This is a genomic window from Sphingomonas sp. S-NIH.Pt15_0812 (genome assembly GCF_003951315.1).
Taxonomy (GTDB): domain Bacteria; phylum Pseudomonadota; class Alphaproteobacteria; order Sphingomonadales; family Sphingomonadaceae; genus Sphingomonas.
Map to the genome: position 1 here is coordinate 70,170 of NZ_QLJH01000013.1, position 24,733 is coordinate 94,902.

Genomic DNA, 24,733 nt, shown 5'->3' on the forward strand with positions numbered 1-24,733 from the left:
CGATGACGACGATCGCGCTGGAGGATTTCCTGAAGGTGGATGTCCGCGTCGGCACGATCGTCGCCGCCGAACCCTTTCCGGAGGCGCGCAAGCCCGCGATCCGGCTGGTGATCGACTTCGGGCCGGAGATCGGCCGCAAGCGGTCCTCCGCGCAGGTCACCACGCATTACGCGCCCGAGACGCTGGTCGGGCGGCAGGTGGCGGCGGTGGTCAACTTCCCCCCGCGCCAGATCGGGCCGATGATGTCCGAGGTGCTATGCCTGGGCTTTCCCGATGCGGAAGGCGCGGTGGTGCTGGTCGCGCCCGACCAGCGGGTGCCGGACGGGGGAAAGCTGTTCTGAGGGGGGCTTCGAAAGATGCCGCGCCCTGGTCCTGTTCCCCCGCCGGCGGCTGGGGGCGCGTCACGCAACGGTTCGGGTGACGTACCCCGAGCGGGCCCCGGCCGGTGGGAACGGAAACGGGGCGGGCGTACATGCCCCCTGCGTGGAACCGTCTTCCGTCCTCACCGCACCAGCCGCAGCCGTCCGCCCCCCGGCATGGGCGCGGCGGTGAGCAGGTCGTCGACGCGCGCGGCGAGATCGACCTGGCGGAACGGCTTGGCGAGGCGCGGCACGTCGGCCGGCACATCCTCGCCCGCCGCCGCATAGCCGGTGATCAGCAGCGCGGGCAGCGCCGGTCCGCCGGTGCGGCATTCGGTGATCAGCGCCGCGCCGGTCATGCCCGGCATCAGATAGTCGGTGACCAGCAGGTCGACCTCCGCGCCGCCGCGCAGCATCGCCAGCGCCTGACTGGCCGATCGCGCCTCGACCACGTCATAGCCGATGTCGCGCAGCATGTCGGCGGTGGCGCTCCGCACGATCTCCTCGTCGTCCACCAGCAGGATGCGCGCCGCCTGGCGCGCGGCGGTCGGGTCGCCGGACCGTTCCGCCGCCCGCTCGGCCGGCTGGTGCGAGATGGGCAGCCACAGCTCCACCGTCGTGCCGACGCCGACCGTGCTGTCCAGTCGCAGCGTGCCGCCCGATTGCGCCGCCAGCCCGTGGATCATCGACAGGCCCAGGCCCGTGCCCTTGCCGACCCCCTTGGTGGAGAAGAAGGGTTCGGCCGCGCGCGCCAGCGTCGCCTTGTCCATGCCGGTGCCGGTATCGGTGGCGAGCAGCCGGACATAATCGCCGGGCGTCAGGCCGAGCAGGTTGCGCTCGCCCGCCGTCGCGGCGGCGGCGGTGATGGTCAGCTGCCCGCCCGAGGGCATCGCGTCGCGCGCGTTGATCGCGAGGTTGAGCAGCGCCAGTTCGAGCTGGTTGGGATCGACCGAGGCGGGCGGCAGGTGGCGCGGCACCTCCAGCACGACGCGGATCGTCGGGCCCAGCGAGCGGCGGATCAGGTCGACGATGCCGTCGATCAGCGCGCCGACATCGACGGCGCGCGGCTGCAACGCCTGGCGGCGCGCAAAGGCGAGCAGCCGCTGGGTCAGCGTCGCCGCCCGCTCCGCCGCCTGGAGCGCGTTGCCGATCATCCGCTGCGTCCGCTCGTCCTCGCGATGGCGGCGACGGACCATGTCGAGGCTGCCGACGATCGGGGTCAGCAAATTGTTGAAGTCGTGCGCGACGCCGCCGGTCAGCTGGCCGATCGCATCCATCTTCTGCGCCTGGGCGAGCTGCGCGTCCGCCTCCTTGCGCGCGGTGATGTCGGTGACGACGCCGGTCATCCGGATCGGGCGGCCGGCGGTATCGTGGCGGATGCGCCCCTTCTTGGTGATCCAGCGCGCGGTGCCGTCCGCACCGGTGATCGCCATCTCGACGTCGAGATGGCCGCTGATCCGCGCATCCTCGAACGCCTGCGCCACGCTGGCGCGCTGGCGGGGGTCGACATGGCGCAGCGTCGTCTCGAACGACCAGAGCGGCAGCGGCTCGGTGTAGCCGAAGATCTCGTCATGGCGCGGGCTGCGCTCGATCAGGCCGGTGGCCAGGTCCATGTCCCAGCTGCCCATGTCGGCGGCGTCGAGCGCGAAGGCCAGACTGGCGCTCGCCGTCTCCAGCTCGCGTGTCCGGTCGGCGACGGCGCGCTCCATCGTCCGGGTGGCGGCGCGCAGCTCGTATTGGCGGCCGCGCGCCTTGAGCGCGGAGCGGACCGCGCCCAGGATCGCCTCCGCATGGAGCGGCCGTTCGAGCAGCACGACATTGCCCAGCGCCTCCACCCGTCGCGCCGCCTCCGCCGAGCGGGGCGCGCGACCGCCATTGGCGAGCAGGATGAAGGGCAGGTCGGACCAGCCGGGTTGCGCGGTCAGCGTCGCGGCAAGCGGGCTGTCGTCCAGCCCGGCCAGCGCCTCCTCGGTCAGCAGCACCGCGCTCGCGCCGTCCCGCGCATCGGCGCCCAGGGCGGCGACCAGCGATGCGAGGTCCGGCACCACCTGCGCCCGGATGCCGTGATGGGTCAGCAGATTGGCGGCGACCGCGGCGTCGCGGCCGTGCGGCGCCAGGATCAGGACCGGATCATCCACCGGGCGACGTCCCGTGCGCGTCCGACAGCAGGGTCGTCGCCTCGCCCGAGAAGGTGGGGATGCCGGTCAGGACGCCATGGAAGGCGGAGAGCGGCTCGCCGAATTCCAGCCCCTGATCGGTGATGCGGAATTCGCGGATGGTGCGCTCATGCGCGGCGGTCCGCGTCTTGATGACCGAGATCGCCTGGCGCACCGCGCCGAACGCCTCGAAGAAGCGGAACTGCACCGCATTGTCGGCGAGATAGCTGATGTCGATGTCCGACCCCTTCTCGCCCAGCACGCCGTGCATCCCCAGGATCAGCAGCGTCACCACGCCGTTCAGCGCCAGATAGGTGAGCAGCTCGTGCATCTGGAGCATCAGATACTGCTCGTTGGGCATGGATTGCAGATAGGCGTTGAGGCTGTCGATCACGACGACGCGCGCGCCCTCCGCCTCGATCGCATGGCGCACGACGGCGGCGAACGCGCCGGGCGACAGTTCCGCCGGGTCGATCGCGCGGAGCAGCAACTGCCCGGTTTCGATATAGGGGCGCAGGTCCATGCCGAGCGCGGCGGAGCGCTGGAGCAGCGTCGGCATCCGTTCGTCGAACAGGAAATAGGCCGTCCGCTCGCCCCGGCGGAGCGCCGCGACCAGCGCGCCGGTCGCGGTGGTGGTCTTGCCGACGCCGGCCGGGCCGGACAACAGGGTCGCGGTGCCGGGCGTCAGACCGCCGCCGAGCAACGCGTCGAACGCCGCCGACCCGGTCGATACGGGCGCGGTATCGAAGGCGGTTTCCATGCTGCCCGCGACCAGCCGCGGAAAGACCGCCAGGCCACCGCGCTCGATCTCGAAATCATGATAGCCGCCGCTATAGCGCTGCCCCCGCATCTTCACGATGTGAAGCCGTCGCCGCGCCGCGCCGAAGCCGGACAGCGTCTGTTCCAGCGCGATGACGCCGTGCGCGATGCTGTGCAGTTGCAGGTCGCCGGTCGTGCCGCTCTTGTCGTCGAGCATCAGCACGGTGCACTGGCGGGTGGAGAAGAAATGCTTCAGCGCCAGGATCTGGCGGCGATAGCGGATCGGGCTTTGCGCCAGCAGCCGCAGCTCGGACAGGCTGTCGATCACCAGCCGGGCGGGGCGGACGGCATCGACCTTGGCCATGATCGCGCGCACCGTCTCGCCCAGCTCGACCTCGCTGGGGTAGAGCAGCGTCTGCTCCTCCGCTTCGTCCAGTCCCTCGGCCGGGATCATCTCGAACAGGGTGAGCGCGTCCAGCGACCAGCCATGGCTGACGCCGACCGCGCGCAGTTCCTCCTCGGTCTCGGCAAGCGTGATGTAGAGGCCGGTCTCGCCCGCCGCCGCGCCGGCCAGCAGAAACCCCAGGCCCAATGTCGTCTTGCCGGTGCCGGGCGTGCCCTCGATCAGATAGAGGCGCTGGCGCGTCACGCCGCCCTGCAACACCTGATCCAGCCCGGCGACGCCCAGGGCGGCGAGGGGCGGCGGGCGGTCCTGTACCGGTGGCATCGACGTCTTCCTTCCCCGCGTGGAACCGTCTTGTTTCGACACCGGGCTTGGGGTCGTATACCGATGGCCGTTATAAGCTTTACAGCGACTTGCTGACGAAGCCTAGCATCGATGCGGGAAGAGGCGCCGGATCAGGGTCGACAATGGACCAGATCGGGTCACCGTCGGCGCAGCCGGGGCAGGGGCGCGGCGGACAGGATCAGCACCGTCGCCACCCCGGCGATCCCGGCCGCGCCCAGGAAGCGGACCCAGCGCTCGCCCGTGATCGGCGCGCCGCAGCGCCACAGGCCGGCGGTCAGCACCATGACGCCCGCCACGCGCAGCCAGCGCGCATCGCCCTTGGTCAGGCCCAGATCGCGGCGGATGCGGAACGAGCTGGCGGCGAGCAGCAGCCAGCCGATCAGGCAGGTCAGCACGGTTTCAAGCATGGATGGTCTCCGAACGGCTGGGCGCGCTCGGGGCGGCGCGGCGTCGTCTGGGGGCGGGCACGCGGCCGGTGCGCCAGGCGGCGAAGGCGAACAGGGCGGCGATCGCCAGCATCGCCAGGTCGAACGCGGCGAACAGCGTGTCGCCGCTCAGCAGCGAGCCCGGCAGGCCGCGCGTCGTGGTCAGCGCGTCGGCCAGCGGAATGGCGGCGAAGACGAGGGCGGCGAGCGCGAACCCCTCGCGCCAGGCCCGACGCGCGGGGCGGACGAGCTGCACGAGCGCGACCAGGCCCCAGGCCCAGAACATCGTCGCCACTTCCGCATCGGCGCGGCCGGGCTGCATCGCCGGGATCAGCCGGTTGGCGAGCAGATAGGAGGCCATGCCGACGGGCAGGCCGACGATCACCGCGATGTTCAGCCGCTCGACCAGCCGCAGCCCGAAAAAGGGCGCGGCCCCCGGCCGCCGCCGCTTGGCGGTCCAGAGCAGCAGGCCGGTGCCGACCATCGCCACGCCGGTCAGGCCCATGGCGAAATAGGCCCAGCGCAGCGCCGGTCCGGCATATTGCGCCAGGTGCAGCCCCAGCATGACCCCCGCGGTGGCGAGCGCGGTGCTGCCGGTGCCGGATTGCTCCAGCCACCGCCCGGTGGCGCCGTCATAGGTGACGGAGGGGCCGCGCGCGTTGATGGTGGTGCCGGTGCCCTGCGCCAGGGTGATGGTCGCGGCCTGATCATTGGGATGGTGGACGATGATCCGCGACACCGGCGCGCCCAGCCGGTGGCCGGCATCGGCGATCAGCGGCACGATCGGCGTCAGGCCGACGCGCTTGCCGGTCGCCGGCCGGTCGGCGGGCTGGCTGAAGGCGATCTGCGCGAATTCGGCGGGCTGCTTGTAATTGGCCAGGATCGGCCAGGGCATGTACATCGTCACCAGCGTGATCAGCCCGGTATAGGTGATCATCGCATGATAGGGCAGCGCCAGCACCGCCGAGACATTGTGCGCGTCCAGCCAGCTGCGCTGCCCCTTGTTCCAGCGCAGCGTGAAGAAGTCGGCGAAGATCCGCTTGTGGGTGATGACGCCCGACAGGATCGCGGCCAGCATGAACATCGCGCACAGCCCCGCCAGCCAGCGTCCCCAGGGATGCGGCAATTGGAGCTGGAAGTGGAAGCGGTAGAATTGCTCGCCGCCCCTGGTCTCGCGCGCGGTCACCGGCTGGCCGGTGGCGGGATCGAGTTCGATCTCGTCGGGGCGGGACGCGGCCTTGGCGGCGTCGGGCTTGGGGACCGGGAAGATTTCGGTCGTCGGCCGGCGCGCATCGGGCAGGAAGACATACCATTGCAGGTCGTCGGCGCCGGTCCGCTGCAGATAGGCGATGGCGGTGGCGGCGGCGCGTTCGGTGGAGACGGCCTGGACGCGCGACTCGGGCTGCATCCAGCGCGTGATCTCGGGCCGGAAATAGCTGGCGGTGCCGGTCAGGAACATGGCGAACAGCAGCCAGCCGGCCAGCAGGCCGAGCCAGCCATGGATCCAGGCCATGCTCTGACGCAGCGACACGCTCATGGCCGGACGCCCAGCCACCACAGCGCTGCGCCGCCCAGCAGCGCCACGCCCCAGACGAACCCGGCGACCCGCGCCAGTCGCGGCTCGTGGAAGCACCACAGGCCGATCGCGCCATAGGTCAGGAAGGACAGGATCATCGCCCAGCCGGTCGCCTCCACCCGGTCGACCGGCAGCAGACGGGCGGCGAGCGTCGCGAGCACGACGGCGGCAGCATAGCCGCCGACCAGCGCCGTCACCGATCGCGCGGCCATCGCCCAGACGATCGGACGGACATGGCGGCGCGCGGGCGACGGGGATGGGGCGGGATGGCCGCGCTCCATGAACATGATGTCGTTCCCCTTGCCGTTCTCGCCCGCTCCTCCTAGCGGCGATTGATAGTCGTTATCAATAATAAAATGGGCGTTCGACGGCAGCTGCCGTCACGCGGCAACGCTCGATCGCCTTCGAACCGATCCGCGCGGTCGGGCGCACGGACCGGTTCTAGGGGCTCAGCGGCAGCCTTGGCTGCGCTCGATCTCGCGGCCCGCCAGCGCGCCGACACCCGCGCCGACGATCAGGCCGGTGGTGCTGGGGGCGTTGTAGCGGCCGCCGCGACCGATCTCGCGTCCGAGCAGGCCGCCGACCACCGCGCCCAGCACGCCGCCGGTCGTGCCGCCGCTGCGGCAGCGACGGTCATAGCCGGTCCGCCGCCAGTCGCGACGATAGCTGTCGCCGCGATAATCGCGGTAACCGCGATCGTCATAGCCCCGGTCATATCCGCGGGCGTCATAGCCGCGATCATAGCCACGGGCATCATAGCCGCGGTCGTAATAGCCCCGGCCGTAATAGTCCTGCGCCATGGCGGGGGTGGCGGAAACACCCGCGATCGCCACACCGGCAACCGCGAGGACTTGCGTGACAGTCTTGAACATCGATCGTCTCCCTGTGGGCGTTGACGAACGATTACGCCGATTCGACTGTGGCAAGGCTGAACCGGGCTGGCAGCTTCCGTTCAGCCTTGCGGCCGGGCGTCAGAAATTCTTTGCGACGCCGACGAAGAATCCGCGCCGCGGGCCATATTGCGGCGCGCCGACGCCCACGCCGGTCCCGTCGCGGATTTCATAGCGATGGTCGAGCGCGTTGATGACGTCGAAGCGGATGTCGAGGTTCGGCCCCGCCAGATGCTGGCTCGCGGTCAGGTTGAACTGCGCATAGGGCGGCAGCTTCGCCCCGTTGGGCACCTGGTGGACGTCGTCGTCGCGGCGCAGGCCCGATCCATAGATCATGCTGCCGCCGAGCTTCGTGCCCTGCCCGAAGGCATAGGAAATGCCCGCCGAGCCGGTGAAGGTCTGGTCATGGTCGAGATAGATGTAACGACGCGCGATATAGTCGAGATCGTCCTGGCCGAAGCTGAACTGGCTGGAGAGGATGTTGCGACCCTTGGCCTTGGCGGCGGCAAAATTGGCATAGGCGAGCAATGGGCCGCGCGCATAGCTGACATTCGCCTCGATCCCGCCGATTCGACCCTGTTGATAGTTGAACGGCGTCAGGATGATCGGCGCGCCGAACTGCCCCTCGTCGATTAAATTCTTCGAGATGCGGTAATAGGCGTCGATGCCATAGGTGAGATAGCGGCTGAGCTTCGCCTGGAAGCCGGCGTCGAAATAATCCTGCCGCTCGGCATAGGGCACGGTGTTGGCGGTGACCGCCGGATAGGCGCTGGTGCCGACGAACTTCGCGATGCTGGTCGTGCCGACCAGTTCGAAGGGCGGCGGCACGAAATAGCGCGAATAGCCGGCATGGAGCGTATAGATATCGCCCGGCTGCCAGACCAGGTTGACGCGCGGCGACAGCTGCCCCTCACGCCGATAGCCATCATAGAGGTCGTAGCGCGCGCCATAGTTGAGCGTCAGGCGCGGCAGCAGCTTCCACTCGTCCTGCAGATAGGCGCTGACGCTGGTCGCGGTCTTGCCGCCATCGTCGACGATCGCGACCGGATCGCCCGCCTGCGCGCCGCTGGCGTCGACCGGGAAGACGCGGGTGATGGTGTCGCTGGTCGACCGGTCGCGCGTGACCAGCAGGCCGCCGCGCAGCGTGTGCGCCTGGCCCAGATGATAGACCGCATCGACCTGTCCGCCGATCGCGAAGTCCTGCTTGTACGCCTGTTGCGCCTGCCCGTTATAGAGCAGCTCGCCCAGGATGTCCGGCCGGTAGCGCAGCGACGAATAGCGCGCGAACAGCGAGGCCTGCACGGTCAGCGGCTCGGCATCGTGGAGGAAGGCGATCTGGCCGAAGCCGGTCTTCTCCAACTGCGTCTCGTTGAGATTCTCGCTGGGAAAGCCGGTCTGGCCGTTCACGTTCCAGCCCGCGCCCGGCTGCTGGCCGACGGGGTTGGGGATCTGGAACCACTGGTTGGAATAGCCGCCGACGAACGACACCCGGTTCCGGTCGTCCAGGATATGGTCGACATAGGTGAAGGCCTGATATTGGTCGGTCTTGTCATGGATCGGGGTCGAACGGCCGTCGACGCTCTCGATCCCCAGGCCGCTATGCCGGTAATCGCCCGAGACGAAGTAGTTGGTGCTCCCCGACGAGCCGCCATAGGTCAGGCTGGGCTGGATCGTGTCGTGGCTGCCGCCATAGAGCGAGGCGGTGCCGCCATTCTGGAACAGGCCGCTCTTGGTCGTCACGTCGATGACGCCGGCGGTGCGCAGGCCATATTGCGCCGGCAGCGCGCCGGTCAGGATGTTGACCTTCTCGACCAGGCGCGGCGACAGCGTCTGCCCGAACACCGCCAGCCCCTCGGGCAGGATGGTGCCGTTGATGCGATATTGCAGGCCGTTATGGTCGTCGCGGACGTGGAACTGGCCGAAACCGTCCTGCACGATGCCGGGCGCCTGGAGCAGGATCTGGTTGAACTGCTGGTTCTCGCCGCCGGGCAACGCCTTGATCGTGGCGCTGGTGATCTCATAGTTCGACGCGCCCAGGCTGGGCTGGATATGCGCGCGCGCGGTGTCGAGCCGGCGGGCGGTGACGACGATGTCGGGTGCCGGGGCGGTCGTGTCCTTGGCGCCGTCCGTGCCGTCCTTCCGGTCCTGCGCATCTGTCCGATCCTGATCCTGGCTCGGCAGGCCGCGCGTCTGCGCCAGCGCGGGCTGACCCCAGGCGGCGGCGGCAAGGGCGAGCAGGGCCACGCGGGAGAGGAGCAGGGGAACGCGCATCAGCTATTCTCGATGTTACTTTATATCAGATAGCTTGTGCATTGCGGCATCCTCGATCGCTGGCAAGACGGCGAAGGCAAGATGAGCAATTTGTCACCAAAGTGACGGAAAACCCCCATGTCGAACGGCCCATCGAACATGACGGGCGAGACAGGAAAGGTTTCTATGCTGATGATCGTCTTGCGGTGGTGAAGGATAATCCTGTCGGGGCCACGATGATGGCCGGCCATGATTTGATGGCTTCGTCTGCGGCTCCGAACATCATGAAGAAATGTTCAACATCCGTGCAGCCGGTGGAATTGCGGTGAACCAATGCCGATCAGGCTTCGTTGCGCGGGATCAACGGTTGAAGGAGGAGATGGGTGGTGGAGCGGACCGTGATCGTGACGGGGGCCGAGTCGGGAATCGGCGCGGCCTGCGCGGAGGCATTCGGCGCGACGGGCGCGCGGGTCGCCATCCTCTTCTATCAGGACCAGGCGGCGGCCGACGCCACGGCGGCGGCGGTGAGCAAGGCGGGCGGCACGGCGATGACCGTGCAGGCGCATGTCGATGACGAAGCCTCGGTCGACCGGGCCTTCGCGGCGGTGGAGGCCGCCTGGGGACCGGCGGCGGTGCTGGTCAATTCGGCCGGGCTCAACATGTCGGGGGTGACGGTGCGCGACATGACCCTGGCGCAGTGGCGGCGGCTGCTCGACACGGACTTGACCGGCGCGTTCCTGACCTCGCGCCGCTTCCTGACCGGGCGGGGCGAGGCGAAGGGCGACGCCGCGATCCTGCACATCTCCTCGATCCACGCCTATGCGGTGCGCGCGGGCGGCGCGGATTATTGCGCGGCCAAGGGCGGCCTGTCCAACCTGGTCGAGACGCTGGCGATCGAGGAGGCCCCGCGCGGCATCCGCGTCAATGCGATCGAACCCGGCATGATCCTGACCCCGATGAACGCGCGCGCCGAAAGCGACGACGCCTATCGCCGCACGCTGGAGCAGAACATCCCGCTCGGCCGCGCCGGACAACCGTCGGAAGTGGCGGAGCTCGCCGTCTTCCTGGCGTCCGACCAGGCCCGCTACATCACCGGGGCGCGGATCGTCATCGATGGCGGCCTGTCGCTGATGCAGGCGCTGGGCGCATGAGCATGCCGACGAACGCGACGGGATCGATCGCCGACCCGCATCGCAAGGATGCCGTCGTCGACGCGCCGCCGGACCTCGACTTCAACGTCAAGCGGATCGAAGAGGTGACGCTGGACGGCCCGCCGGAGCTGATGGCCCGCGACCTGATGAGCCCCTATGTCTGGCGCGAGCCGGACGGCCGCTGGGGCCTGATGGTCCGGGCGGTGGTGAAGCCGGGCGAGACGCTGACCGATACCGGCGTGATCTGGTCCGGGTGGAGCGACGATGGCCGCCACTTCACGATGCTGGACGCACCCTCGATCGTGCCGGGGCCGGGCGATCACGATGCCGGCGGCGTCGAGGACCCGACCGTGGTGCGCGGGCCGGACGGGTACATCGTCTATTATTCGGGCGTGCTGGCCGACCATTCGCATGGCGAACTCTCCTATGCCGCCGGCCCGTCGCTCGACCGGCTGGAAAAAAGCGGCGTCGCGCTCGCCTCCTCCAAGTCGGAGGGCAATACCAAGGAGGCGACGGTCGATCGCACCGCGGACGGGCGCTGGCGGCTGTTCTACGAATATGCGGCCGATGATGCGTCGCGCGTCGGGCTGGCGATCGGCGCGGAGGTGGCGGGGCCGTGGGACGAACAGCCCACGCCCTTCATGCCGCGCGCGGACAGTTGGGACGACTGGCATCTCTCCACCGGGCCGCTTTTGACCGACGATCCGGCGCGGCCGGTGATGTTCTACAACGGCGCGACTCGCGATGCGCGCTGGCGGATCGGCTGGGTGGCGTTCGACGAACACTATACGCGCGTGGTGGCGCGGGGCATCCAGCCGCTGGTCACGCCGCCGCCGGCCGACGATCGCGGCGCGACCGATATCGCGTTCGCCGCGTCGGTGGTTGTCGAAGATTGCTTGATCTGGCTCTATTATTCGTTGGAGGACCGGCGGCTCGCCCGGGCGCTGATCCGGCGCAGCTAGGCGCGCCGTCACCCGTCATACTCGATCCACAGGACCGTCCAGCCGATGCCAGCGGAAACGCCGCCCCCGACCGACCTTCCGCCCACGATCCACGCGCCGATCGCGCCCGCGCCGGAATTGCGGCCCGAGGCACCCTATGCGCGCGACGAACTGCTGCACGAGCTGTTCGACGCGACCACGCGCGACCATCCCCAGGCCGTCGCGTTGAAGCTGATCGGCGCGGACGAGGAATATGGCCGCGCCACGCAATGGACCTATGACATGCTGGCGCGGCGCAGCCTGTCGCTGGCGCATCGGCTGCGCGGCATGGGCATCGGCAAGGGCGACCGGGTGGTGCTGTGCCTGCCGCGCGGTCTGGACCAGTATATGGCGATCCTGGGCGTGCTGCGCGCCGGGGCCGCCTATGTGCCGGTCGACTGGGGCTATCCGCAGGACCGGATCGCCTTCATCGTCGAGGATAGCGGCGCGGCGCTGACCATCACGGTCGCCGCGCGCGCGGGCGAGATCGGCGGGCGGACGCTGGCGATCGATGCGGAGCTGGGCGACCTGGCCGCCGAGCCGCCCGTGCCGCTGCCGCGCGACGTGACGGGGGCGGCCCCGCAGGACCTGGCCTATATCATCTATACCTCCGGCACGACCGGGCGGCCCAAGGGGGTGATGATCACCCATGCCAATGCCTGCCACCTGGTCCGTTCGGAAAGCGCGATCCTGGCGCTGGACCCGGCCGATATCGTGTTCGGCGGGTTCAGCCTGGCATTCGACATGTCGGTCGAGACGATGTGGAGCGCCTTCTTCGTCGGCGCCACGCTGCTGGTCGCGACCGAGGCGCTGGCGAGCAGCGGCCCGGACGTGGCGATCGCGCTGGCGGCGGAGCGGACGACGATCTGGCATGTCGTCCCCTCGCTGATCGCGCTGGTCGAGCATCCGGTGCCGACGCTCCGCCTGATCAACATGGGCGGCGAGGCCTGCCCGCCCGATCTGCCGCGCCGGCTGGCGCGGCCGGGCCTGCGGCTGCTCAACACCTATGGCCCGACCGAAACCTCGGTGACCGCGACCTGGACCGAGGTGCAGCCGGGCCAGCGCATCACCATCGGCAAGCCGCTGCCCGGCTATACCGCCTGGATCGTCGACGCGGCGTTGCAGCCGGTCGCGGCGGGGCAGGAGGGCGAGCTGGTGATCGGCGGCCCCGGCGTCGGCGTCGGCTATGTCAACCGGCCCGACCTGACCGCCGAGAAGTTCACGATGACGCCGTTCGACACCGTGTCGGGCGGGCCGGAGCGGATCTATCGCTCGGGCGACCTCGTCCGGCTGGACGCGGCGGGCGATATCGATTTCGTCGGGCGGATCGACACGCAGGTGAAGATCCGCGGCTTCCGCGTCGAACTCGCCGAGATCGAGGCGGTGATCGGCGAGGCGCCGGGCGTGGCGCAGACGGTCGTGCATCTGTTCAACGATGCGGACGGCGCGGAATTCCTGGCCGCCTTCATCGTCGCGCGCAGCGGCGAGACGGTCGATGTCGCGGACGTCAGGGCGCGGGTCACCGAACGCCTGCCCAACTATATGCGCCCGGCCGCCTATCAGATGATGGCCGCGCTGCCGACGCTGCCCGCCTCGGGCAAGGTCGACCGCAAGGCGCTGGTCAAGCCGGAGATCACCGTCGACACCGGCCGCGCGGTCGAGCCGCCGGCGACGCCGATGGAGGCGACGCTCCACCGCATCTGGGCCGAGGCGTTCGCGCCGCAGCCCGTCTCCGTGCTGGACGATCTGTTCGAGGATCTGGGTGGCCATTCGCTCAAGGCGGCGCGGCTCGTCTCGGCGGCACGCAAGGTGCCGGGGCTGGAGGGCCTGTCGCTGGAGGATGTCTATGCCGCGCCCACCATCCGCGCGCTGGCGGAGCGGATCGGCGGCGCGGCGCCGATCGCGCTGCTGACGGAGGGCAGTTTCCACCGCGTGCCGGAATGGAAGCGCCGGCTGTGCGTCGCGGCGCAGACGCTGGCGTTGATCCCGATCTACACGCTGGCGGGCCTGCAATGGTTCACGCCCTATATCGCCTATACGCATCTGGCCGCGCGGATGAGCCGCATCGACGCGCTGGTCCTCAGCGCGCTGTTCTTCACCGTCGTGCCGGTCGCCTCCCTGTTCCTGTCGATCGCGGCGAAATGGCTGGTCGTCGGGCGGTTCAAGGCGGGCGACTATCCGCTTTGGGGCAGCTATTATTTCCGCTGGTGGCTGGTGCGCCGGATCATCGCGGTGACCGCCACCCCCTATATCGCCGGTACGCCGATGATCCGGGGCTATTACCGGATGCTGGGGGCCAGGATCGGCAAGCGCGCCTATCTGGGCACCGGGGTGATCGATACCGCCGACCTGTTCGCCTGCGGCGACGATTCGATCGTGAGCGACCAGGCGGTGATGGCGACCAGTTCGGTCGAGCGCGGGCTGCTGCGGCTGGGCCGGGTGACGCTCGGCGACCGGGTGTTCGTCGGGTCGCAGGCGGTGGTCGGGCGCGAGGCACGGCTGGAGGATGACGCGATCCTCGACGACATGTCGGCCCTGCCGGCGGAGATGGTGGTGCCGGCGCGCCAGCGCTGGACCGGATCGCCTGCCCGCTTCGCCGCGATGGTCGAGCCGGGCGCGGTGGCGGGCAGGACCGGCGGGCCGGGGCCGTCGCTCGGCCTGTTGCTGGGCGCGCTGCTGCTGCCGATCCTCGCCATCCTGCCGATCGCGCCGGGCCTGATCGCGCTGATCGAGCTCGACTGGGCGACGACCGGCTATGCCTATGTCCTCGTCTCGCCGCTGCTCGCCGTCACCTATGTCGTGATGATGTGCGTGCTGACCGTGCTGGCCAAGCGGCTGATCCTGGGGCGGGTGTCGCCGGGCGTCTACCGTCTGGAGAGCTGGTTCTACGTCCGCTACTGGATGGTCAAGCAGATCAACGACCTGGCGCTGCGCTTGCTGCACCCGATCTTCGCGACCCTCTATGTCATCCCCTGGTACCGGGCGCTGGGCGTGAAGGTCGGCCGGCGGGCGGAGATCTCGACCGCCAGCGCGATCGTCCCCGATCTGGTCGAGATCGGGCCGGAAAGCTTCATCGCCGATTCGGTCATCTTCGGCGCGGCGAAGATCGGGCACGGCACGATCGAACTGGCGCATACCAAGATCGGCCGGCGCAGCTTCATCGGCAATTCGGCGCTGTTGCCGAGCGGCGTGCAGATCGGCGACGAGGTGCTGATCGGCGTCCTGTCCAAGCCGCCGGAAGACCCCGCGCTGGCGCTTGAACAGGGCAGCACCTGGTTCGGCTCGCCCGCCTTCAAGCTGCCGGTGCGCCAGGTCGCGACGATGTTCGACGAGGGCGCGCGCTTCAATCCGTCGCGCGGGCTGATCGCCACCCGCCTGTCGATCGAGGCGATCCGCACCACCCTGTCGCTCACCGCCTTCCTGGTGTTCTTCAGCCTGCTGCTCTCGGTCGTCGGCGACCTGGACGACCTGGAGCGGGGCGGGCTGGTGATCGTGTCCACCTTCCCCTTCCTCTACATGGCGTTCTGCCTCGCCTGCGGGGCGTTCGTGCTGGCGCTCAAATGGCTGGTGGTCGGCCGCTACACCGCGACCACCGCGCCCTTGTGGAGCACCTTCGTCTGGCGGACCGAGCTGGTCACCGCGACCTATGAGAATCTGGCGGTCGCCAACCTGCTGGAACCGTTGCGGGGGACGCCGTGGATCGGCCTCTATCTCCGCCTGATGGGCGCGAAGATCGGCAAGCGCTGCTATATTGACACCACCGACCTGACCGAGCACGACCTGGTCACGATCGGCGACGATGTCGCGCTCAACGACTATGCCGGCCTCCAGACGCATCTGTTCGAGGATCGGGTGATGAAGGTCGGCGCGATCACGGTCGGTGACCGCGCGACGATCGGCTCGCTCGCCATCGTCCTCTATGACGCGGAGGTCGGCGCCGACGCGCAGCTCGGCGACCTGTCGGTGGTGATGAAGGGCGAGTCGCTGCCCGACGGCACCAATTGGGAGGGCAGCCCGGCGCGGATCGTCACCGGGGGCGCATGACACCGATCTGGCATGACGGGCCGCTCGACGGATTGGACTGGGACGGCGCCTCGCCGGTCGCGTGGCGCGTCGCCGATCCGGGGCGGGGGCGACGCCAGCCCCTGGTCGCGGCGTTGCTCGCCCGGCTGACGGGCGAGGCGGCAGCGGCCGTCCACCTCGCCCGCGATGCGGCCGGTGCGCCCTATGTGGCGTATCCGCCGGGCTGGCATATCGGCCTGTCGGGGCGGGGCGACCATGGCCTGATCGGCGCGGCGCGCCGGCCGATCGCGGTCGATCGCGAACTGGTCGACGATGCGCCGCCGCTCTGGGACATGCTGACGGAACGGGAGGCGCACGACCTGCGCCAGGTCCCCGCCGCCGGACAACCGCGCGCGTGGCTGCGCCGCTGGACGATCAAGGAGGCGCACGCCAAGCTGGTCGGCACGCCCCGCCGCCTCGCGCCGGAGGCGATCGACACGCGGTTGATCGATGCCACCCGCGCCACGGCGCACTGCGAGGGGCGTTCCGACTGCTGGACGCGCGACACCGGCGACGCGATCGAGACCCTCGCCTGCTGGAGCGCCGCATGACCGACCTCGGCGTCCGCCCCTATGCCGACACCGATCGCGCCGCGGTGCTGGCGATCTTCGACGGCAATGCCGACGATTATTTCGGGGCGGGCGACCGCGCCTGGCTGGAAGAGACGCTGGACGAACCGGACGGCCCCGCCTTCGTCGTCGCGGTGGACGGCGTCGCGGCGGCGTTCGGCGGCTATGAGGTCTGGGACCATTACAACAAGGCGCTGCTCTATTGGGGCATGGCGGCGCGGCGCTATCACGGCTGCGGCCTCGGTCGGCTGCTGCTGTTCGAGCGGTTGCGGCACGTCGCGACCCGCGCCGACCCGCCGACCCGCTACGTCACGGTCGATACCTCGCCCCAGGTCGCGCCCTTCTTCCGCCGTTGCGGGTTCCAGGAGACAGCGGTGTGGCCGCAGGGCTATCGTTCGGGCATGACGATGCACGAGCTCCGCTTCGATCTCGCCGCCACGTCGCCCGCCGCCTTGACGATGCAGCGCGACGCGGCGCTGGCGGCGGCGCGGGACGCGGTCGGGCGGCTTTAACGTCCCGGCGCCGGCCGCGCGACCAGCGGCGCGAGGCGGGCGCGGAGCAGGCGTTCGAAGCGCGGCAATGGGCAGAGCGTCGCGCAGCCCTTCACCGTCAGCGGCGTCACCGTCACCTCGGGCGACAGCGTGCGCAGGGCGTCCAGCGGCTGCGCCTGATAGGCGGCGCGGACGTAGAGCGCGCCCGATCGCGGGTCGCGATACCGCTCCAGCAGGATCGCGCCGCCGGGGGCGACGTCGTTCAGCGCATAGCCGGGCGCGGCGAGATCGACGCCGAGCGCCGCGCCCAGCGCGGTGACGTTGGTGTCGTGGCCGACCAGCAGGTCGAGCGCGGGCCCGTCCTTCCGCGTCAGCGCGCCGAGCATATGGTCGCCCAGCGCCGATGCCTGATGCGCGGCCATATAGGGGGAGCGGGTGAATACGTCGAACAGGGCGGCGTGCAGCCTGCCCAGCCGCGCGATCGTCGCGGCGTCGGCGCGGCCCCAGCCGACCTGAGACGCCGGCATCCCCTCGGCATATTGCAGCAGCAGCACCTGCGCGATGCCCGACGTGCTGCGGATCGGGCCCGACAGGTCGATGCCGCGCCCGTCCGCGGAGGGGCGAAGCGCGGGCGCGCCGCCGCCGGTGCAGCCCCGCGGATCGCCGCAATCCAGCACCCGGTCGAGCAGCCGGATATCGGGGCGATGGCGATCGGCGAGCGCCGCCATGCCGCCGGTATAGCGATCGATCGCGCCGACGGCGGCGCGCGCATCGAAGGCGGTGGCGCCGGCGCGCAGCGGCTCGAACAGCGGGTCCGCCTGATCCTCCGCCAGGTGATCGACCATGATCGGGCAGCCGGGCGCGAGGCCGGCGGCATAGGCCTCGCCGCTCTGGATGGTGCGGATCGCGGTATTGCTGTGGATTCGCACCGTGCCGCCGCGCGGACAGCCGGTGGCGGGCACCAGCCCGGCCTGGACCCAGCGGCGGCGGTCGAACGCGCCGAGCAGCGTCATCGCCTGCGCGCCATGCGGCGTCACCCGGCTTTCGGGCAGCGGCCAGCGCGGCCAGGGCGCGGCGCTCCTGGTGTCGGCGGGCACCTCGCCGTCGAGCGGCACGCGGACGCCGTGGCGCATCAGCACCACCGCCCGGTCGAGGACCAGGCCGGCGCGCACGGGCGCGGCCATGACGGGGGGCGACAAGCCGGCGAGGGCGGCGAGCAGGAGCGGCAGGCGACGGAGCAAGCGGGGCATGGCGCGGCCGTTACCCAGCGGATCGGACAGTTTCGTGACGCCCTATAGCCGGCGGAACATCACCAGGGCGTCGACCTCCACCCCGTCCGGCCGGCGGAACGCGCCCGGCACCGTGCCGACGGTCGCGAAGCCGAGCGCCTGCCACAGCCGCACCGCGCGCGTGTTGCTGCTGACCACGAAGTTGAACTGCATCGCCCGGAATCCCATCGCCCGGGCCTGGACCAGCGAATGCTCCGCCATCGCCCGGCCCACGCCCTGTCCACCGGCATCGGCGGCGGTCATATAGCCGGCATTGGCGACATGCGCGCCGCCGCCCGCCTGGTTGGCGCGCAGATAATAGGTGCCGAGGATACGCCCCGCGCGCTCCGCGACGAAGCCGGTCTTGTCCGGGCCCGACCAATAGGCCAGCGCCGCCGCCTCGCTCATTCCCGGATCGAGCGCATAGGTCTCGCCCGCGCGGATCACCGGCATCAGGATGGCGGGCAGCGCGGCGTGATCATCGGGTTTGATCGACCGGATGTGCATCGGGCTCGATTATGCGGTTGCGACCAGAAACACCAATCCAATGATTGCCTCCAAAATGGACGCGGTACAGAATCGAATTGGTGAAAGTCTTTTGCTGTCGATACTTTGTCGGAAATTTTATCCAACCAAAATAGTGATCGAATATACGCTGTGGAATATACGTATTGCTCGATCATTAACGACAAATTAACGAATTGATCGCGGTAAACAGCCGCAATCAAACAGGGGGTTTGTATGTCGAGCAAGAGTTTTATGGTGGGGGCCGTATTATCTCTTTCGTTGGCACTGGTGGGTCAGCCTGCGTCTGCGGCAATCGTGGCCGGCTTCAACAGCCAGACCTTGGTGCGCAATGACGATGGTTCCACCGGTTCGGTAGCCTTGCCGTTCATGGTCAACTTCTTCGGAAGGACGTACAGCAATATCTTCGTCAATAATAATGGTAACCTTACATTCTCCGGGTCCCGTAGCGACTTCACGCCGGTCGGGCTCGGAACGGGTTATTCCGGCACTGCGATCATCGCCCCCTTCTTCGCCGACGTCGACACGCGTGGCGCGGGCAGTGGCGTGACGGCCTATGGCACCGGCACCTATGAAGGACGGCAGGCGTTCGGCGCGACCTGGGACAAGGTCGGATATTATTCAGGGGCCACGGACAAGCTGAACAGCTTCCAGGCCATTCTGGTCAATCGTAGTGACGTGGCGACCGGAGATTTCGACATCTTCTTCCGTTATGGCTCGATCCAGTGGGAGACCGGCGGCGGCAGCGGCGGCAGCGGCGGCAGCGGCGGCCGGGGCGGCCACTCCGCCTCCATGGGATTCAATGCGGGCACGGGTAACGCACCCGGCACCTATTACGCAGCGCCGGGATCGCTGCAGAACGGGGCGCTGATCGACGGCGGTGCCAATGCGCTGAAGGACCGTGAGTTCAAGTTCGAGGTGCGCGGCGGCGTCGCGGAGCCGGTGACGATCGTGCCGGAGCCGGCCGGCTGGGGCATGTTGATCCTGGGCTTCGGGGCGGTCGCGATGGTCGCGCGGCGGCGGCCGAGTCCGCACACGATGATCAGCGCCTGATCCCGCAGCGACCGCCAGCCCGATCATGGTTGGCGGTCGTCATTTCAACACCATCGGCAGGCCGGCGACGACCAGTTCGACCCGGTCGGCGGCGGCGGCGACGCGCTGGTTGACGATGCCCGCCAGATCGCGGAACCGGCGCGCCAGCGCATTGTCGGGGACGATGCCCCAGCCGACCTCGTTCGACACCAGCACCACGCGCCCATGGACCGAGGCCAGCGCGGCGCACAGCGCGTCCAGCGCCGGGTCGAGCGGCCGGTCGGCGAGCAGCAGGTTGGAGGTCCAGAGCGTCAGGCAATCGACCAAGAGCAGCCCGTCCGGCGCATCGGCCCGGGCGATCGCGGCGGCGAGATCGACCGGCGCCTCCACCGTCTGCCAGCGTCCGTCGCGATCGGCGCGGTGCCGGTCGATCCGGTCGCGCATCTCCGCGTCGAAGGCCTGGGCGGTGGCGATGAAGACACGCCGCCCGGCGTCCGCCGCCTCGGCCAGCGCCTGCGCGCGCCGGCTCTTGCCCGATCGTGCGCCGCCCAGCACCAGGGTCACGCGCTCCGTCATCCCGCCATTCCCGTCTCTGCCCTGCCTTCTACAAAGCCTCGCCTTGGCCGTCATGGCCCGCTAGACCGGGCGCGACAAGCGATGAGGGGGCATATGAACAAGCATTGGCCATGGATCATCCTGGGACTGGTCGGTGCGGCCTGCCTGGCGGTGGTGGCATCCGCCCGGGGCGAGCCGATCAACGCATTGTGGATCGTCGCGGCGGCCCTGTCGGTCTATCTGATCGCCTATCGCTATTATGCCAAGTTCATCGCCGGCCGCGTGTTCGGCATCAATCCGGCGCGCGCGACTCCGGCGGTGCGCCGCGCCGACGGGCTGGATTATGTCGCGACCGACCGTCGCGTGCTGTTCGGCCATCATTTTGCGGCGATCGCGGGGGCGGGGCCGCTGGTCGGGCCGGTGTTGGCGGCGCAGATGGGCTATCTGCCTGGCACCTTATGGATCCTGGCGGGCGTGGTGCTGGCCGGTGCGGTGCAGGATTTCGCCGTGCTATTCATCTCGATGCGCCGCGACGGCCGGTCGCTGGGCGAACTGATCCGCATGGAGATGGGCGCGGTGGCCGGCACGATCGCGCTGACCGGCGCGTTCATGATCATGGTCATCATCCTGGCGGTGCTGGCGCTGATCGTGGTGCGCGCGTTGGCCGAAAGCCCCTGGGGCATGGTGACGGTGGCGGCGACGGTGCCGCTGGCGATGCTGATGGGCGCCTATACCCGCTGGGTCCGCCCCGGCGCGATCGGCGAGGTGTCGCTGCTCGGCTTTGTCGGGCTGATCGGCGCGATCTTCGCCGGGCAATGGGTGTCGCTGCATCCCGTGCTGGCACCGATGTTCACCTTCACGCCGGTGCAGCTCTGCGCGATCCTGATCGTCTATGGCGCGGTCGCCTCGGTGCTGCCGGTCTGGCTGCTGCTGGCCCCGCGCGACTATCTGTCGACCTTCCTGAAGATCGGCGCGATCGCCGCATTGGCGATCGGCATCGTGATCATGGCCCCGCCGCTCCGGATGCCGGCGCTGACCGCCTTCGCCGCGAACGGCGCGGGGCCGGTCTGGGCCGGGCCGCTCTTCCCCTTCCTGTTCATCACCATCGCCTGCGGCGCGGTGTCGGGCTTCCACGCGCTGATCGCCAGCGGCACCACGCCCAAGCTGATCGCGAGCGAGGCGGACGCGCCGTTCATCGGCTATGGCGCGATGCTGATGGAAAGCGCGGTGGCGATCATGGCGCTGGTCGCGGCGTCGATCCTCGACCCCGGTGTCTATTTCGCGATGAACGCGCCGGCCGCGCTGCTCGGCACCGATCCCGCCAGTGCGGCGGCGGCGGTGACCGCGATGGGCTATCCGGTCTCCGCCGCGACGCTGGCGCAGACCGCGCGCGACGTGGGCGAGGCGACGATCATCAGCCGCACCGGCGGCGCGCCGACGCTGGCGGTGGCGATGGCGGAGATCTTCAGCCACGCGGTCGGCGGCGCGGCGATGAAGGCCTTCTGGTATCACTTCGCCATCCTGTTCGAGGCGCTGTTCATCCTGACCGCGGTCGATGCCGGCACCCGCGCCGGCCGCTTCATGCTCCAGGACCTGATCGGCCTGGCCAGCCCGCGCTTCCGGGAGGGGAAGGGCGCGTCCGGGCTGGTCGCGACCGCCTTGTGCGTCGCGGCCTGGGGCTTCTTCCTCTATCAGGGCGTCACCGATCCGCTGGGCGGGGTGAACACGCTCTGGCCGCTGTTCGGCATCTCCAACCAGATGCTGGCGGCGGTCGCGCTGATGCTGGCGACGGTCGTGCTGTTCCGCATGAAGCGCGAGCGGTTCGCCTGGGTGACGATGGTGCCGGCGGCCTGGCTGCTGCTGTGCACCGGCACCGCCGGGCTGATGAAGCTGTTCCACCCCGATCCGAAGATCGGCTTCCTCGCCCACGCCGCGCGCTTCGCGGCGGCGGCGGCGCGGGGCGAGGTGCTGGCGCCCGCCAAGTCGCTCCAGGACATGCAGCGGATCGTGATGAACGACCGGATCGATGCCGGGCTGTGCGCGCTGTTCCTGGCGGTGGTGGCGGCGATCCTGGTCTTCGCGGTCCGCACCTGCCTTGCCGCCCGCGCGCTGCCCCGGCCGAGCGCGACCGAAGTGCCGCCGGCGATGACGCTGGCGGCGGCGGAATGAAGCGGGTGTTCGCCCGGCTGGCGCAGATGGCGCGGCTGATGGTCGGGATGCCCGATTACGACGCCTATTGCCGGCACATGGCGGCGCATCATCCCGATCGCCCGCCGATGACCCGCGCCGCCTTCTTCCGCGACCGGCAGCAGGCGCGTTACGGCAGCGGCGGCGGGCGCTGCTGCTGAGCCGATCGCGCCTGGTCGAAGATGCGGGCGAAGCCGTCCGCATCCATCGCGCCGGTGACGATCAGCGGGCCGACCAGATAGGCGGGGGTGCCTTGCAGCCCCAGCGTCGCGGCGGCGCGGGCATTGGTGTCGAGCCGGGCGTCGATCGCCAGGCGCTGTCGCTCCAGGTCGTCGCGCAACCGATTCCAGTCGCCGCCCGCGGCCGTGACGGCGTCGCGCAACACGGCGTCGGTCAATGCGCGGGGCTCCGCCATCAGCGTGCGGTGGACGGCCGGATAGAGCGATCCCGATGCCAGGGCGACCCGCGCCGCGCGGCGTGAGATGTCGCCGAAGATCGGCCAGTCGCGATAGACCAGCCGGACCCGGCCATCGGCCGCGACCGCCCGGTGCATCGCCGGATCGGCGCGCCGACAGGCGGGGCAGCGATAGTCGGTGAAGACCTGCATCACCAGGTCGGCGCTCGCCGGGCCGATGGACGGGGCGGCACGGTCCGCCAGGATCGCCCGCATCGCCGGATCGTCGCCGGCCTGCCGCGCCTCGTCGGGCGGGCGGGCGATCAGCTTCCCCACGGTCCAGCCGCCCGCGACCATCCCGATGAGCAGCATCAGGTCGCGGCGGGCGATCACGCCGGGCACGGCGTTGCCATGGTCGATGGAAGGGCGATGGAAGACCGGTTCGCGCAGCGGCGCGGAGCAGGTAGAGGCTGTCTCGGTCCCGGCGGTCGTCTCGCGCCTCCGCGTGCAGAGATCGGCTCCGTCATCCGCCCGGCAGGACGCGGTCCACCCTCATTCGTCGATCCCGAAATTCAGGCCCCGCGAGACGCTGGGGTCGACGACGGCGAGCAGCAGATAGGCGCCGAACTGCTTGGCGCGCTGCCACCAGCCGGTCGCGGCCTTATACCCGTCCAGCGTGACCTCGTTCGACTCGGCGATCTCGCCATCGACATAGGTGCGGACATGGTCGGCAAAGGCGCGGTCCTCGATCCGCAGCATCAGCTCCAGGTTGATGAACAGGCTGCGCATGTCGAAATTGGCCGAGCCGATATGGACGGCGTCGTCGATCACATAGAGTTTGGTGTGCAGCTTGGTCGGCGCATATTCGAACAGTTGCACGCCGCGGCGGAGCAGACCGGCATAGGAGAAGCGCGCCGCCGCGATCGTGGCGTTGTTGTCGGACCGGGCGGCGGTGACGACGCGGACGCGGTGGCTGTCGCGGCCGGCACGCTCGATCCGGCGCAGCAGCAGCGGGCTGGGCAGGAAATAGCCGGCGATCATGTCGATGCACCGCCCCCGCGCCATGTCGTCGCGCACCGTCCGCGCCCAGGGGGACAATTTGCGCGTCGGCCCGCCGATCAGCCAGCGCAGCGCGCCCTGCGTCTCGCTATAGCGCGCCAGGATCTTGTTGAGCGGGCGGACGCGCAGCTTGGGGTGCTCGGTCGCCTGGTGCAGCGCGTCGAAATAGTCGCCCATCCGCGCCGCCGCCGGTCCCTCGACCAGCAGGCCCAGGTCGCGCCAAGCCTGTTCGGCGACGGTGCCAAAATAATCATCCTCGACATTGAAGCCGCCGATGATGATCCGCGCCTGCTCTGGTGTCTCCGCATCGGCGAGCGCCAGCTTCTGGTGGTTGCGCAGCAAGTAGCGCCGACCGAAGCGCGGCGCGAAGCGGCAGAGGTCGATCCCCGCCTCGCTGAGCGGGGTGAAGAAGTCGTCGGGCGTGTCGTCACTGCCGAACCCGTCGATCAGCAAGGCGACCGAAACCCCGCGTCGGGCCGCGGCGATCAGCGCGTCGTTCACCCGCCGCCCCGCGCCGTCATCGGCATAGATATAATAGAGGACGCGCAAGGAGCGGCGCGCCGAGTCGATCAGCTCGACCAGCGCGTCCAGCCGGCGCGGGCCGGTGTCGAGCAGGGTCAGGCGGTTGCCGTCGACGGTGAAGACCGGTTGTTCGGGCCGCGCCGTGGGTGGCGTCACCGGGATGCAAGCGGCGGCGCGCGGGCGATCGGCCGATGGGGCGATGGCGAGCGTCATGATGATGCTCTACGCATCAGCGCCCCGGTCGATCCGGGACCGTCATGATTTCGGGCGCCCGGCCGTGGGCGGCGGTTTACCTTGACTTTCCGGCGGCCGGCGGATAGCCGCTCACGCTTCTCCTGATTCCGGTTTCCGAAGGACACGGCATGGCACGCGTCACCGTCGAGGATTGCGTCGACAAGATTCCCAACCGTTTCGATCTGGTGCTGTTCGCCGCCCAGCGCGCGCGGCAGATTTCGGGCGGCGCGGAGCTGACGCTCGACCGCGATCGCGACAAGAACCCGGTCGTCGCGCTGCGCGAGATCGCCGAGGAAACGGTCCATCCCGACAATCTCGAAGAGTCGGTGGTCAACAGCCTGCAGAAGGTGCGGATCGACGACGAGGACGAAGCGGACGAGATCGGCAGCCTGGCCGCATCGGCGGAGGCGCTGCGCCTCACCGCCGCCGCGCCGCCGCGCAACCAGAATCTGGGCGCCGATTACGACGGCTGATCGCCGGACCTAGGCTTCTCAGCAGACAAGGGGCTGCGACGGCGACGTCGCGGCCCTTTTTCGTTGGT

The 24,733-nt window shown here is 69.6% G+C and carries 23 protein-coding genes; 11 read left to right on the plus strand and 12 right to left on the minus strand.

Going from position 1 to position 24,733, the window contains the following annotated elements; translation table 11 throughout:
• The first annotated feature begins 2 nt into the window (after positions 1-2).
• Positions 3-341: a tRNA-binding protein gene (locus BRX43_RS10580; protein ID WP_125994824.1), complete on the plus strand. Its 339-nt coding sequence runs from the start codon at positions 3-5 to the stop codon at positions 339-341.
• A 161-nt stretch (positions 342-502) separates the two neighbouring features.
• Here the strand turns inward: BRX43_RS10580 and BRX43_RS20845 are convergent, their stop codons facing one another.
• From BRX43_RS20845 to BRX43_RS10615, 7 genes are all read right to left on the minus strand, one after another.
• Positions 503-2,497: a hybrid sensor histidine kinase/response regulator gene (locus BRX43_RS20845; protein ID WP_125994825.1), complete on the minus strand. Its 1,995-nt coding sequence runs from the start codon at positions 2,495-2,497 to the stop codon at positions 503-505.
• Positions 2,490-4,001 (minus strand): ATPase domain-containing protein, encoded by a 1,512-nt coding sequence (locus BRX43_RS10590; RefSeq protein WP_125994826.1) that lies wholly within the window; start codon positions 3,999-4,001, stop codon positions 2,490-2,492. Before BRX43_RS10590 ends, BRX43_RS20845 begins: the two co-directional genes overlap by 8 nt.
• A gap of 158 nt (positions 4,002-4,159) precedes the next feature.
• Positions 4,160-4,429 carry a hypothetical protein gene (locus BRX43_RS10595; RefSeq protein WP_125994827.1) on the minus strand — a complete coding sequence of 90 codons (270 nt, stop codon included), beginning with the start codon at positions 4,427-4,429 and terminating at the stop codon, positions 4,160-4,162.
• The gene (locus tag BRX43_RS10600; protein WP_125994828.1) at positions 4,422-5,984 is read right to left on the minus strand and encodes a PepSY-associated TM helix domain-containing protein; all 1,563 of its coding nucleotides are present in this window, start codon (positions 5,982-5,984) and stop codon (positions 4,422-4,424) included. Before BRX43_RS10600 ends, BRX43_RS10595 begins: the two co-directional genes overlap by 8 nt.
• Complete coding sequence (locus BRX43_RS10605; protein ID WP_125994829.1) at positions 5,981-6,310, minus strand: iron transporter; 330 nt, start codon at positions 6,308-6,310, stop codon at positions 5,981-5,983. The genes BRX43_RS10600 and BRX43_RS10605 overlap by 4 nt, the downstream gene beginning before the upstream one ends.
• A 162-nt stretch (positions 6,311-6,472) precedes the next feature.
• Positions 6,473-6,895: a glycine zipper 2TM domain-containing protein gene (locus BRX43_RS10610; protein WP_125994830.1), complete on the minus strand. Its 423-nt coding sequence runs from the start codon at positions 6,893-6,895 to the stop codon at positions 6,473-6,475.
• A gap of 99 nt (positions 6,896-6,994) precedes the next feature.
• On the minus strand, positions 6,995-9,184 hold the full coding sequence (locus BRX43_RS10615; protein WP_125994831.1) for a TonB-dependent receptor: 2,190 nt from the start codon (positions 9,182-9,184) through the stop codon (positions 6,995-6,997).
• Between the two features lie 101 nt (positions 9,185-9,285).
• Between BRX43_RS10615 and BRX43_RS10620 the strand changes: the two genes are divergently transcribed.
• Genes BRX43_RS10620 through BRX43_RS10645 form a run of 6 tightly spaced genes read left to right on the plus strand, consistent with a single transcriptional unit; the run spans position 9,286 to position 16,437 of the window.
• Entirely contained in the window at positions 9,286-9,492 is a 207-nt protein-coding gene (locus BRX43_RS10620) for a hypothetical protein (protein WP_125994832.1), read from the plus strand.
• 54 nt (positions 9,493-9,546) lie between these two features.
• A complete protein-coding gene (locus BRX43_RS10625) occupies positions 9,547-10,314 on the plus strand; it encodes an SDR family oxidoreductase (protein WP_241214902.1) in 768 nt (255 codons plus the stop codon).
• 2 nt (positions 10,315-10,316) lie between these two features.
• On the plus strand, positions 10,317-11,276 hold the full coding sequence (locus tag BRX43_RS10630; protein WP_206433185.1) for a glycosidase: 960 nt from the start codon (positions 10,317-10,319) through the stop codon (positions 11,274-11,276).
• Positions 11,277-11,321: 45 nt separating this feature from the next.
• The gene (locus BRX43_RS10635; RefSeq protein ID WP_125994833.1) at positions 11,322-15,338 is read left to right on the plus strand and encodes a Pls/PosA family non-ribosomal peptide synthetase; all 4,017 of its coding nucleotides are present in this window, start codon (positions 11,322-11,324) and stop codon (positions 15,336-15,338) included.
• On the plus strand, positions 15,335-15,907 hold the full coding sequence (locus tag BRX43_RS10640) for a 4'-phosphopantetheinyl transferase superfamily protein (RefSeq protein WP_125994834.1): 573 nt from the start codon (positions 15,335-15,337) through the stop codon (positions 15,905-15,907). The genes BRX43_RS10635 and BRX43_RS10640 overlap by 4 nt, the downstream gene beginning before the upstream one ends.
• Positions 15,904-16,437, plus strand: coding sequence for a GNAT family N-acetyltransferase (locus BRX43_RS10645; protein WP_125994835.1), 534 nt, complete (start codon positions 15,904-15,906; stop codon positions 16,435-16,437). The genes BRX43_RS10640 and BRX43_RS10645 overlap by 4 nt, the downstream gene beginning before the upstream one ends.
• Here BRX43_RS10645 and BRX43_RS10650 read toward each other — a convergent pair.
• Complete coding sequence (locus tag BRX43_RS10650) at positions 16,434-17,666, minus strand: histidine-type phosphatase (protein ID WP_125994836.1); 1,233 nt, start codon at positions 17,664-17,666, stop codon at positions 16,434-16,436. The two genes, BRX43_RS10645 and BRX43_RS10650, sit on opposite strands and share 4 nt — an antisense overlap.
• Positions 17,667-17,708: 42 nt before the next feature.
• The gene (locus tag BRX43_RS10655; protein WP_125994837.1) at positions 17,709-18,191 is read right to left on the minus strand and encodes a GNAT family N-acetyltransferase; all 483 of its coding nucleotides are present in this window, start codon (positions 18,189-18,191) and stop codon (positions 17,709-17,711) included.
• A 234-nt stretch (positions 18,192-18,425) separates the two neighbouring features.
• Between BRX43_RS10655 and BRX43_RS10660 the strand changes: the two genes are divergently transcribed.
• Positions 18,426-19,262: a nidogen-like domain-containing protein gene (locus BRX43_RS10660; protein WP_206433182.1), complete on the plus strand. Its 837-nt coding sequence runs from the start codon at positions 18,426-18,428 to the stop codon at positions 19,260-19,262.
• Positions 19,263-19,301: 39 nt separating this feature from the next.
• Here BRX43_RS10660 and cobU read toward each other — a convergent pair whose 3' ends face one another.
• On the minus strand, positions 19,302-19,817 hold the full coding sequence (cobU, locus tag BRX43_RS10665; protein ID WP_125994838.1) for a bifunctional adenosylcobinamide kinase/adenosylcobinamide-phosphate guanylyltransferase: 516 nt from the start codon (positions 19,815-19,817) through the stop codon (positions 19,302-19,304).
• Positions 19,818-19,910: 93 nt separating this feature from the next.
• Between cobU and BRX43_RS10670 the strand changes: the two genes are divergently transcribed.
• Both BRX43_RS10670 and BRX43_RS10675 read left to right on the plus strand, forming a co-directional pair.
• On the plus strand, positions 19,911-21,965 hold the full coding sequence (locus BRX43_RS10670; protein WP_125994839.1) for a carbon starvation CstA family protein: 2,055 nt from the start codon (positions 19,911-19,913) through the stop codon (positions 21,963-21,965).
• The gene (locus BRX43_RS10675) at positions 21,962-22,144 is read left to right on the plus strand and encodes a YbdD/YjiX family protein (protein WP_125994840.1); all 183 of its coding nucleotides are present in this window, start codon (positions 21,962-21,964) and stop codon (positions 22,142-22,144) included. The genes BRX43_RS10670 and BRX43_RS10675 overlap by 4 nt, the downstream gene beginning before the upstream one ends.
• Here the strand turns inward: BRX43_RS10675 and BRX43_RS10680 are convergent.
• Both BRX43_RS10680 and BRX43_RS10685 read right to left on the minus strand, forming a co-directional pair.
• Positions 22,114-22,779 carry a DsbA family protein gene (locus BRX43_RS10680; protein ID WP_125994841.1) on the minus strand — a complete coding sequence of 222 codons (666 nt, stop codon included), beginning with the start codon at positions 22,777-22,779 and terminating at the stop codon, positions 22,114-22,116. The genes BRX43_RS10675 and BRX43_RS10680 overlap by 31 nt on opposite strands.
• 150 nt (positions 22,780-22,929) lie before the next feature.
• A complete protein-coding gene (locus tag BRX43_RS10685; protein WP_125994842.1) occupies positions 22,930-24,171 on the minus strand; it encodes a phosphatidylserine/phosphatidylglycerophosphate/cardiolipin synthase family protein in 1,242 nt (413 codons plus the stop codon).
• 149 nt (positions 24,172-24,320) lie between these two features.
• Here BRX43_RS10685 and rpoZ point away from each other — a divergent pair, with 149 nt between their 5' ends.
• The gene (gene rpoZ / locus BRX43_RS10690) at positions 24,321-24,665 is read left to right on the plus strand and encodes a DNA-directed RNA polymerase subunit omega (protein WP_125994843.1); all 345 of its coding nucleotides are present in this window, start codon (positions 24,321-24,323) and stop codon (positions 24,663-24,665) included.
• Positions 24,666-24,733: the final 68 nt, after the last annotated feature.

Coding starts and splice junctions, on each gene's coding strand:
- BRX43_RS10580 (WP_125994824.1), top strand. CDS start 3: ATGACGACGATCGCGCTGGAGGATTTCCTGAAGGTGGATGTCCGCGTC.
- BRX43_RS10590 (WP_125994826.1), bottom strand. CDS start 4,001: ATGCCACCGGTACAGGACCGCCCGCCGCCCCTCGCCGCCCTGGGCGTC.
- BRX43_RS10595 (WP_125994827.1), bottom strand. CDS start 4,429: ATGCTTGAAACCGTGCTGACCTGCCTGATCGGCTGGCTGCTGCTCGCC.
- BRX43_RS10600 (WP_125994828.1), bottom strand. CDS start 5,984: ATGAGCGTGTCGCTGCGTCAGAGCATGGCCTGGATCCATGGCTGGCTC.
- BRX43_RS10605 (WP_125994829.1), bottom strand. CDS start 6,310: ATGTTCATGGAGCGCGGCCATCCCGCCCCATCCCCGTCGCCCGCGCGC.
- BRX43_RS10610 (WP_125994830.1), bottom strand. CDS start 6,895: ATGTTCAAGACTGTCACGCAAGTCCTCGCGGTTGCCGGTGTGGCGATC.
- BRX43_RS10615 (WP_125994831.1), bottom strand. CDS start 9,184: ATGCGCGTTCCCCTGCTCCTCTCCCGCGTGGCCCTGCTCGCCCTTGCC.
- BRX43_RS10630 (WP_206433185.1), top strand. CDS start 10,317: ATGCCGACGAACGCGACGGGATCGATCGCCGACCCGCATCGCAAGGAT.
- BRX43_RS10635 (WP_125994833.1), top strand. CDS start 11,322: ATGCCAGCGGAAACGCCGCCCCCGACCGACCTTCCGCCCACGATCCAC.
- BRX43_RS10640 (WP_125994834.1), top strand. CDS start 15,335: ATGACACCGATCTGGCATGACGGGCCGCTCGACGGATTGGACTGGGAC.
- BRX43_RS10645 (WP_125994835.1), top strand. CDS start 15,904: ATGACCGACCTCGGCGTCCGCCCCTATGCCGACACCGATCGCGCCGCG.
- BRX43_RS10650 (WP_125994836.1), bottom strand. CDS start 17,666: ATGCCCCGCTTGCTCCGTCGCCTGCCGCTCCTGCTCGCCGCCCTCGCC.
- BRX43_RS10655 (WP_125994837.1), bottom strand. CDS start 18,191: ATGCACATCCGGTCGATCAAACCCGATGATCACGCCGCGCTGCCCGCC.
- BRX43_RS10660 (WP_206433182.1), top strand. CDS start 18,426: ATGTCGAGCAAGAGTTTTATGGTGGGGGCCGTATTATCTCTTTCGTTG.
- cobU (WP_125994838.1), bottom strand. CDS start 19,817: ATGACGGAGCGCGTGACCCTGGTGCTGGGCGGCGCACGATCGGGCAAG.
- BRX43_RS10670 (WP_125994839.1), top strand. CDS start 19,911: ATGAACAAGCATTGGCCATGGATCATCCTGGGACTGGTCGGTGCGGCC.
- BRX43_RS10675 (WP_125994840.1), top strand. CDS start 21,962: ATGAAGCGGGTGTTCGCCCGGCTGGCGCAGATGGCGCGGCTGATGGTC.
- BRX43_RS10685 (WP_125994842.1), bottom strand. CDS start 24,171: ATGACGCTCGCCATCGCCCCATCGGCCGATCGCCCGCGCGCCGCCGCT.
- rpoZ (WP_125994843.1), top strand. CDS start 24,321: ATGGCACGCGTCACCGTCGAGGATTGCGTCGACAAGATTCCCAACCGT.